6 protein-coding genes are annotated in these 10243 nt (G+C 67.0%); 1 reads left to right on the top strand and 5 read right to left on the bottom strand.

Annotated elements, in window-relative coordinates; genetic code table 11:
• The 5 genes from NBV68_RS04210 to NBV68_RS04190 all read right to left on the bottom strand — a co-directional run.
• Window positions 1-1797: glycoside hydrolase family 3 protein (locus NBV68_RS04210; RefSeq protein ID WP_296307492.1), on the bottom strand; the 1797-nt coding region annotated here is incomplete at its 3' end.
• A 98-nt stretch (window positions 1798-1895) separates the two neighbouring features.
• Window positions 1896-3092, bottom strand: coding sequence for an MFS transporter (locus NBV68_RS04205; protein ID WP_296307491.1), 1197 nt, complete (start codon window positions 3090-3092; stop codon window positions 1896-1898).
• On the bottom strand, window positions 3089-4156 hold the full coding sequence (locus NBV68_RS04200; protein WP_296307490.1) for a LacI family DNA-binding transcriptional regulator: 1068 nt from the start codon (window positions 4154-4156) through the stop codon (window positions 3089-3091). Before NBV68_RS04200 ends, NBV68_RS04205 begins: the two co-directional genes overlap by 4 nt.
• Before the next feature lie 21 nt (window positions 4157-4177).
• The gene (locus NBV68_RS04195) at window positions 4178-5155 is read right to left on the bottom strand and encodes a glycoside hydrolase family 16 protein (RefSeq protein ID WP_296307489.1); all 978 of its coding nucleotides are present in this window, start codon (window positions 5153-5155) and stop codon (window positions 4178-4180) included.
• Between the two features lie 12 nt (window positions 5156-5167).
• Complete coding sequence (locus NBV68_RS04190; protein WP_296307488.1) at window positions 5168-8467, bottom strand: TonB-dependent receptor; 3300 nt, start codon at window positions 8465-8467, stop codon at window positions 5168-5170.
• A gap of 144 nt (window positions 8468-8611) precedes the next feature.
• Here NBV68_RS04190 and NBV68_RS04185 point away from each other — a divergent pair, with 144 nt between their 5' ends.
• Window positions 8612-10174 carry a tryptophan halogenase family protein gene (locus tag NBV68_RS04185; protein ID WP_296307487.1) on the top strand — a complete coding sequence of 521 codons (1563 nt, stop codon included), beginning with the start codon at window positions 8612-8614 and terminating at the stop codon, window positions 10172-10174.
• Window positions 10175-10243 lie beyond the last annotated feature (69 nt).

Here is a 10243-nt window from a genome sequence, read left to right as displayed (position 1 = left end):
CCAGCTGAACGAAAGGCGCCCGGTCGGCTGCGCCTTGCCGAACAGCACGTCGGCCACCCCTGCGCCTTCGCTGCCCGGAAGCCATGCGGCCACAAAGGCATCGGCGGCGTTCAATTCGCGGTTGACCCACAAGGGACGGCCCGAAAGGAACACGGCAACGGTCGGAACGCCGCGCGCCTTGTAGGCCTTGAGAAGGTTCAGCCCCTCCTCGTCGCGGAAGGCGAGGTCCTTGCGGTCGCCGACGAACTCGGCATAGGGCGGCTCGCCGAAGACGACGACGGCGATGTCGGGCTTGGCGGCTGCGTCACCCTTGCCCGCCAGACGCGCCTCGCCGCCCGCTTCTTTGGCGGCCTCGGCGATCCCGGCGAAAATCGAGGTCGCGCCGGGGAAATCGGCTGCGGTGAGATCGGCCCCGCCCTGCCAGGTGACCGACCAGCCGCCCGCCTGCTGGGGCACGTTGTCGGCAGCAGAACCCGCCACCTCGATCCGCGCACCCGCCTTCAAAGGCAGGACGCCCGCGTTCTTGAGGATCACCTGCGACTTCGCCACCGCCTCGCGGGCGAGCGCGCGGTGTTCGGGCGAGCCGAGCAGCTCCCACTTCCCGCCATTGGGCCGCGCCGAGGGCTTAACCTCGCCATTGAGGATGCCGAGCTGCGCCTTCATCCGGAGAACCCGCAGCACCGCCTCGTCGAGGCGGGCCATCGGGATGGTGCCGTCCTTCACCTGGGCGACCAGCGAGGCGTGGAGCGCCTTCCAGTCCTCGGGCACCATGTAGATGTCGAGCCCCGCCATAATCGCCTGCGGGCAATCGGCATTGGTGCAGCCCTCGATCTGGCCATGGCCGTTCCAGTCGCCGACCACCACGCCGCCGAAGCCGAGCTTCCCGCGCAGCTGATCGGTGAGCAGCGGCTTGTTGCCGTGCATCTTGGTACCGTTGATCGAATTGAAGCTGGCCATGACACTGGCGACCCCGGCGTCGATCGCGGCGGGGTAAGGCGCGGCGTGGATCGCCATCAGCTCGGCAAGGTCGCCATTGACGTCACCTTGGTCGACGCCTTGCGACGTGCCGCCGTCCCCGAAATAGTGCTTGGCGGTGGCAGCGACCTTGCCGGGGCCGAGATAGCCGGGCTCACCGGGGCGGCCCTGCAACCCCTCGATCATCGCCGCGCCGAGACGGGTGACGAGCGCAGGGTCTTCGGAATAGCTTTCGTAGGTGCGGCCCCAGCGGTCATCGCGCGCGACCGCCACTGTCGGAGCGAAGGTCCAGTCGAGCCCGGTGACCTCGATCTCGACCGCGGTCGCCGCGCCGATGCGGCGGATGAGATCGGCATCACCCGTCGCGCCGAGCGCGATGTTGTGCGGGAAGACCGTCGCGCCCGGGACATTGGCATGGCCGTGGACGGCGTCAGTGGCCCAGATCGCGGGGATCACGGGTTCGCCATTGGCAAGCGGGGCGGTCGAGGCTTCCCAGAAAGCATCGGCGAGCTTCAGCCAGTCGGCCGCGGGCGCCTTGTCATTGCCGAAGGGGCCGGAATTGCCGCCGTTGAGGATCGTGCCGAAGCGATACTGGCGCACGTCCTCGGGGGTGATCGAGCCGATGTCGGGCTGGATGATCTGCGCGACCTTGCGTTCGAGGCTCATCCGCGCGAGCAGGGCTTCCGGGCTGTTTGCCGCAGGTGCCGGAGCGGCCGCCACCGGCGCGCTGGCCGAACGGATCGGCTCGCCCCCGCCGCACCCTGCCACAAGCGTACCGAGCGCTGCCCCGCACACCAGCCGACCCACTGCCTTAAGCGCCATCTCGCCAGTCCCTCCCAGAACCCTGCCTGACTATTTCTTGAGAACGTTATCAAACTATGCCGCCGCGCGCCCGTTTTGGCAAGCATCAAGCACGCCGATCATGAACGGCGCAAGGACTCGGCAAGCAGCGCGGCGCTTGCAAAGGCAAGCCCGGCGAACAGCACGAACAGCGCGCCATAGCCGAACTGCGGAACCAGCATCACGGTGAGCCCGGGCATCACCATCCCCGGCACGGTGTTGGTGAGATTGAACACCCCGAGATCGCGCCCGCGGTGCTGGGGGGCGGGAAGCACGCGCAGGGTCTGGCCCGAATGCAGCGCGAGGAAAACCGCAGCGGCAAGGCCGAACAGCACGTAACCCGCGATTGCCCAGGCCAGCGTCATGGCCGCCGCCATCACCAGCATGCCGCAAGCGCACGCCAGCGCAGCGGCGACCAGCGGCACCAGCGGCCGCGAATGGCGATCCGACCAGCGCCCGAGCAACAGCGACAGGGGCACCGCGCCCACCAGCACGAGGCTGAAGATATTGGCCGCGCCGTTCTCTGGATAGCCCGGCGCGATCGAGCGCAGCCAGTAGAGCAGGAAGGCGAACATGCCGCCTTCCGCGACCTGCACCAGCAGCCGCGCCGCCCACATCCGCAGCACCACCCGCTCAGCGCGCGGCGCGGACGGCGGCGGCGCGGGCACAGGGGCAACCAGAGCCGGCCGGACGCGTCCCTTGCCGAGCAGCACCGCAGGCAGCACCAGCGCGCTCACCAGCACGGCAACCAGCGCCAGCCGCGCAGGCGGCGCCACCAGCCCGTCCCATGTCACCAGCGATCCCGCCAGCGCGCCCAGCGCCGGGGACAGCGCGAGCGCGCCGCCAAGCACGCCCTTCTGCTCGTCGGGAAAGCAATCGCCCGCCCAGGCCATCAGCGGGGCCAGCATCAGGTTCAGGGCGACTTGCCAGACCATCACCAGCACCACGATCTGCGCGACGCTTGTCGCTGTGCCCACGGCCAGCAGCAGCGCGTTCGAGAGGATCAGCCCGGCAATGACGAAGGGCCGCCGCACCCGTGCCCGGTCACTCAGCATCCCGACGCCGATATTGGCAATGCTCGCCATCACCGCGCCGAGGAAGCTCACCTGCGCGAGGGCGGCGACGTCCTCGCCGCCCTGCAGATCGGCGATGCGCTGGGGGAGCAGGACGGTCAGCAGCGGCACATAGGCGACCGCGCCGCCCGCAGCGGCGAGCGCGAACAGGGCGAGGAACCAGACCGGCTGGCGATCGGGCGGCGAAGCGGACGCCGCGCTCAACCGTGTTCCGGGGTCTTGACCGGGGCGGGCGCGGTCGAGGCGCGCTCGACCAGTGCGGCAGCGACCTCGATCACGGCACTGTCGTCCGCGTCGGGGGAGCGCGCGATCAGCTGTTCGACCGCGCGGGCGACGGTCTCGGCGATCGGCTGGTCGATGGCGGTGAGCGGCGGCTGAGTGAAGCGCACGATCGGGGTGTTGTCGAAGGAGATCAGCGACAGGTCGCGCGGCACCTCGAGCCCCCGCTCGCGCGCGACTTCGAGCGCGGCCAGCGCCATCTGGTCGGACGAGGCGATGATTGCGGTGCAATCCGGGTTGCGCGTCAGCAGCGCGCGCGCCGCACGCGCGCCGCTCTCATAGCCGAAATCGCCCACCTCGAGCAGGCCCTCGTGCGGCAGCCCCGCCTCGGCGAGCGCCCGGCGCCAGCCCTTGATGCGCCAGCCCGAGAGGCTGTATTGCGCCGGCCCGGCGATCATCGCGATGCGACGGTGGCCGAGTTCGGCCAGCCGGGTGGTGGCCAGATGCGCGGCGCCCTCGTCGCCCATCGTCAGCCGGATCCCCGCCCCCGGCGCATCCGATCCGATCCGCGCAAAGGGAATGCCGCGCACTGCAAGCAGATCGGTGATCAGCTGGTTTTCCGAGTGCGGCGGGGTCAGGATCACGCCGTCTGGCTGCAACGCCGACAAGGCCGCGCCAAGCTCGCGCTCGACATGATCGGAATGGGTGTCGACCAGCTCCACCATCATCCGGTAGCCGTGCTTGGAGCAGGTCAGGATCCCGCCCAGCAGCATCTGGTCGACCCAGTCGGTGCCCATCCGCTCGCGCCAGTCGGCGAGCGTGCGTTCGCGATCGTTGATCGCAAGAATGATGTAAGAGCGCGATCCGCTCATCCGCTGGGCGGCGAGGCTGGGGACGTAGCCGAGCCGGTCGATCGCCGACTGCACCTTGTCGCGCAGCTGCGGGCGCACGTTGGGGCCGCCGTTGACCACGCGGCTCACCGTCTGGAGCGAGACGCCCGCCTCCTCGGCGACGTCCCTGATGGTCACTTTCTTGCGCACCCGCGCCATTACCGCTCTCGCCCGTCCCGCCTACCGGATGCAGGCCCGCCCCGTCGCGGGATCGCTGGCGCAGCGGTAGACCCTTATCCAATCGATTGCGAATTGCGCGGGAAAGCTGCCCGCTGCAACCCCCTTGGCGTTGTTTTCTTCCGACAGGCGCCCGCCCACGGCAAGGTTGGCCATGATATAGAAGGGCTGGTCGAACGGCGCGGACGCATTGCCCTTGGCACCCGGCGCAGCGGTGCTCCACTGCTCGGCGGTGACGGTGAGGTGCACGCGATCATCGACGAGGAAGCGGATCAGCCCCTCGCCCCATTCGACCGCATAGACGTGGAAATCATCCGAGGGCAGCGCGAGGCCGGGCAAGGCGTTGCGATGGTCGACATAGCGGTTGAGCGGCGCGAAATCGCCGAAATGGAGCGCGCTGATCGTCCGGTTCTCGCCCATGCCGCCCGCGCAGTCCTTGCACTTGGCGCCGATATTGACCGCCTCGAGAATGTCGATCTCGCCCGAGCGCGGCCAGGGGCCGTAGGCAGGGTCGTTGGGCATCATCCAGATCGCAGGCCAGGTGCCCTGCCCAGGTGGAACCTTGGCGCGCGCTTCGATCCGGCCGTAACGCCAGGCGTGGAGGCCGATGGTGCGGACCTTGCCCGAGGTGTGCGACTGCACCAGCGTGGGGTTGACGGCTTCCGCGATCTCGGGCGGGCGCGCCGGCCCGGCAAAGCGCTCCTTCTGCGCCTTCAGGAGCAGCAGGCCGCCCTGAACCGCGATGTTCTCGGGCCGGTCGGTGTAGCACTGGCGTTCATTGTTGCCCCCGCCCCAGCACGAGATCTCGGGCGTCCACTTGGTGCGGTCGAGCGTGTCGCCAGCGAACTCGTCGGCCCAGACCAGCTCCCAGCCTGCGCCCTCCAGCGGGGCGAGCGGTTGTTCGGCGGGGGGCGATGATGCCCCCGAAAGCAGCAGGGCCGCTGTCAGCGTGCCCGCCTTCAGCAGCCCTGCGATTGTCATGACCTTGGCCTCTTAGAAATCGAAGCGGGCAAGGAAAGTGAAGCGCCGGTCGTTGCGGAAGGCCGAGCGGACCACCCGCGTGCCGTCGAAATCGACCACCTGACTGGTGCGGGTAACCTCGTCGAGCAGGTTCACCCCCTGCACCCCGAGCTTGAGCCCGTCGCGCACCGTCACGAAGATAGACCCGTCAAGCTGACCCGTGGATTCGCCCCAGATTGGAGAGAACGGGAAGATGTCGTCGCGCGGGGTGATCAGGAAGGCCGAGCGCCAGTTGTAGGCGAGACGCGCCGAGAGCCAGTCCTTTTCGTAGAAAATGGTTCCGTTGAAGGTGCTCTCGGAAATCCCGGCGAGCGGCTGCGCGTCGGCGAAGGGCCCCAGATTCCCGGCGCGGTCGGTGTTGGTGAAGTCCGCGCCGTCGACATAGGTATAGGTCAATTGCGACCCAAGTCCGCTGAGCAGACCGGGCAAGAAGTCGTAGGTCTGCTGGTAGGTGATTTCCACGCCCTTGAGCGTGCCGTCCTGCTGATTGACCGGCCGGTTGACCTCCACATCGAGCGAGGGAACGCGCGGGCTGGAGAAGTTGATGACGTCGACGGCGTTATCGATGATCCCGCTGAGATCCTTGACGAAACCGTTGACGGTCAGCGATCCTACACGGTCGAAATACCATTCCACCGACAAGTCGTAGTTCCAGACCCCGATCGGTCGCAGGTCGCGATTGCCGGTTCGGAGCGCGAACAGCGGGCCGGTTTCAAGCGTGCCTTGCGATCGCAGGACCCCGGTGTTGTCGCCGATCGCCCCGCCCGACCGGAACGCGCCAAGATCCGGGCGGCTGATGCCTCTGGATACCGCCGCGCGGAAGAGCAGGCCGTTGCCGGTATCGAGCAGCGCATTGAAGCTCGGCAGCCAGTTGCCGAACGTCTCGTCACTCGTGTCATCGAGGACTTCGGTGGTGTAGGCCGCCGCGAAGGTGGCCAGGCGCGCAGGCGAGAGCGAACAGTACGCGGGCCGTTGATCGGCAGGCAGGTTCTGCGCCTGAGTACAAGCGGCTTGGACCTCGGAAAGTTGCGCGATCCCGTCGCCATTGCCGCCGGCAGCCGGAATGTCGAATTGCTGGGCGTTGGGGAAGCCGATCAGGCCACCCGCCGACACCTGCGTTTCCACATAGCGCAGGCCGACATTCCCCGAGAGCTTCCAGCCGTTGTCAAAGTCGGTCCCGTAGTCGAGCCGGGCATAAGCAGCCCGGGTTTCTTCCCTTACGATGTCGAGCTCGTTCGGGCAGAACGGATCGCACGGCGTCACTGCCCGGGTGACCGGATCCAGGAAGTTGCGCCCGTTTACGCCGATGTACGGGTTGGGCGTTTGGGAGAAGATGTTGATCTCACGCCCCTGCTGGTCCGTTTGGCCAGCAAGATACTCGCCCAGGAAGTCGTCCCCGCCATAGAAGAACGCGCCGCCCGGCAGGGGCGCAGGAGCATTACCGCGCTGGAAACCGCTGCCAAACGGCGTGCGCAGATTGGAATAGTTGGGGAAATCATCGACATAGGCACCGCCGCCGATTGCGAACTCCTGACCGGGCAATCCGGTAAAGAAGCGGCCGGGCTGGAACCCGCCGGTCGCCGCACACCCGGGACCCGCGTTCCACGGCGCGCATCCCGCGCGGCCAGCCCAGGGTGCCGAAAGATTGCCCCAGGTGCTGAAGGCGGTGTCGCGGGTCGCCCGGTCACGGTCCGACCAGCGCGCGCCGAACTTGACCTGCTTGAAGAAGCCGTCGTCGCTGATGTCGTATTCGGCATCGAGGCGCAGCGAATCCAGCTGCCCTTCGTTGCGGGTAACGCTGTCGATCAGGAACCAGTAATAGGTGTTGCGCCCGGAGGTGAAGTAATCCGCCGGCGCGCCGGGAGGAGCGAGGAACTCGACCTGCGGGGTGCGCCCCGTATTGTCGATTGCGATGTTCGCCCAGCTGTTCATCGTTCCGATGATCGCATCCTGCGCCAGATCGGATTCGATCCGCTGAGCCTCGAAATTGATCCGGAAACGGTCGGTGATGTTCCAGTCGATGTCGATCGAAAAATCCTCGGTCCGCGAGGCGGTTTCGCGCTGCAGACGCAGGGTTTCGAGCGGAATCCCGCCACGTCCGAAGGGATTGGCATAGGCATCGCCGATGCGCTGGCTCAGAACGCCGCGCTGGAAAACGCCGTTGCTGTCGAACTCCCAGGTGCTGCCCGCGGCCGGGACCGGGAACAGGGCGTCGTCATTGACCAGCGCCAGCGCCGAATATTCGTCGGCGGCGAAGGTGGTGTCGGAGCGCAGCCATTCGAAGGTGAACAGGAAATCGCGATCCGGGCTTTCGTATTGGAGAACCGCCGAATAGGCCTCGCGATCGCGCTCAAGCCGGGTCGTGCGCACGCCCGCCCCCTTGGGCACCAGCACGCTGCCGGCCGGCGGGAAATTGCTCGCATCCTGGATCGGCCCGGGAAGGAACCCGCCGCTGCCAACCGGGCGCGGACGGAAGCACGGCCCGTTGAGCGTCGGCGCGCGGAAGCAGGGATCGGTGATCTGCGACGCGTCGGTGCGGCTGACCAGCTCGGAGCGGGCATAGCCGAACTGAAGGCCGAGCGTGCCGCGATCGCCCTCGAAGGTCTTGGAGACGAGCAACGAGCCGCCCGGCGACCATTCTTCCTGAAGGTCCCCGATGTTGCCTTCGAGCGTGCCCGAAACGTGGAAGCCCCGCCGGTCGAGCGGCTTACGGGTGGTGAGGTTGACCGTGCCCGCAATCCCGCCTTCCACCATGTCGGCGGTGAGGTTCTTGTACACCAGCACCGAGCTCAGCAGTTCGGGCGAGAGGTCGTTGAAATTGAGAGCCGTGCCGCCATTGGCCGAGAACACGTCGCGGCCGTTCAGTTCGGAACGCACAAAGGGCAGGCCGCGAATGATGACGCCCGTCCCTTCGACCGAGAAGCGGTCGGGATCGGATGTCTTCTCGAAGCGGCCGATATTGACGCCCGGCACGCGCTGCAGCGCTTCGGCGACCGAGCGGTCGGGGAGCGCGCCGATGTCCTCGGCGGTGATGGCATCGACGAAAGTATCGGCGTTGCGCTTGATGTCTTGCGCAGATTGCAGGGCGGCGCGGTAGCCGGTGACGATGATGTCGGCTTCAGGCTCCTCGGCGGGCGTGGCGGCGGCGTCCGGATCTTCTTCCGGCTTGGCGGCGTCCTGCGCCAGCGCGGGGCTGGACGCGGCGATCGCCAGTGCAGAGGCGGTCCCGAGGGCGAAGAGGCGCCGACGCGGCGCAAGCTTGGCGGTGTTCATGATCTGTCGTCTCTCCCCATGCCGCGCGACAGGTTCGTGCCTGTGGCTGCGGGCTGCGGAAACTTTCTAGCGCATCTTGAGAGCGTTCTCAAGACTTGTAATCTGCGGTTCATATTGCATTCTGGCAACACTCCAGCAGGCGGTATGGCCCGCCTGCAAACGGCCCGCAGAGGCCCGACCGGGATCGAGGAAAACGTGGGAATTGAAAGGATTATCATTGTCGGCGGGGGCACCGCGGGGTGGATGGCGGCGGCGGCTCTGTCGCGCATCCGCGCTGGATCCCCTGTGGAAATCACACTGATCGAATCCGAGGCGATCGGCACAGTCGGGGTCGGCGAGGCGACGATTCCGCCCTTCGTCGGCTTCAACCAGCTCATCGGCATCGACGAGCGCGAGATGCTTGCCCAAGTCGGCGGCACCTTCAAGCTCGGCATCCAGTTCGAGAACTGGGGCAGGCTCGGCGACAGCTACATCCACCCCTTCGGCGCCTATGGCTACACGATGGGCGGGATCAGCTTCCACCATGTCTGGCACGGCATGACCCAGCGCGGCGACAAGCGCCCGATCCAGGTCTTCAACCTCGAGACCATGGCCGCCTATTTCGGCAAGTTTGCGCGCACCGAGGACTTCAAGCGCGACGATCTGCCACCGGTCAATTACGCCTATCACCTCGATGCGGGCCGCTATGCCGCCTTCCTGCGCAAGCTCGCCGAGAGTCGCGGCGTGGTGCGGCAGGAGGGCAAGGTTGCCGATGTCCAGCTTGACGGGGAGAGCGGCTTCGTCACCGGCGTGACGCTCGAGGATGGCCGCGCCTTTGCCGGCGACCTCTTCATCGACTGCTCGGGCTTCCGCGGGTTGCTGATCGAGCAGGCGCTGAAGACGGGCTATGACGACTGGAGCCATTACCTGCCCTGCAACCGCGCGGTCGCCCTGCCGTGCCTGCGCGAGGACGGCAGCCCGCCCCCGCCCTTCACCCGCGCCACCGCCCATGCCGCAGGCTGGCAATGGCAGGTGCCGCTCCAGCACAGGAACGGCAACGGGCATGTCTATTGCTCGGCCTATATGGAGGACCAACAGGCGCTCGACATCCTGCTCGGCAATATTGCGGGCAAGCCGCAGGCCGAGCCCAACTGGCTGCGCTTCGTCACCGGGCGCCGCAAGAAATTTTGGAACAAGAACGTGGTCGCGCTGGGGCTGGCGGCAGGCTTCATGGAGCCATTGGAATCGACCTCGATCCACCTCATCAATACGGGAATCGACAAGCTGATCTCGCTCTTGTCGCTGGACGGGATCACCCCGGTGCAGGAGGATACCTTCAACCGCCTCACGGGGCGCGAATATGCGCGCATCCGCGATTTCCTGATCCTCCACTACAACGCCACGACACGGACCGACACCGAGTTCTGGAACTATGTGCGCACCATGCCGGTGCCCGACACGCTCACCGAGAAGGTCGAGCTGTTCCGCGCCAATGGTCAGATCTTCCGCGAGGAGGACGAGCTGTTCACCGAGACCAGCTGGGCGGCGGTGATGATGGGTCAGGGGATCACCATGGGCAGCCACAACGCCATGGCCGACGCGCTCGATCCGGTGAAGACCGCCAGCGAAGTGAACGAGATGGAGCAATCGATCCGCTATCTCGTCCAGCATATGCCGAACCACGGCGATTACCTCGCGCGCTATTGCCCCGCACCAATGGCGGCGTGAGGCGGCAGCGGCGGGTTTCTTGACAAACGGGAGCGGCGGCTGAAAGGGACAGGCGCCCCCTTCTCCGCC

It is taken from the genome of Erythrobacter sp. (assembly GCF_023653175.1).
GTDB lineage: Bacteria > Pseudomonadota > Alphaproteobacteria > Sphingomonadales > Sphingomonadaceae > Erythrobacter.
Note: the sequence above shows the minus strand (reverse complement) of the source record. Positions and strands in the feature narration are given on the sequence as shown.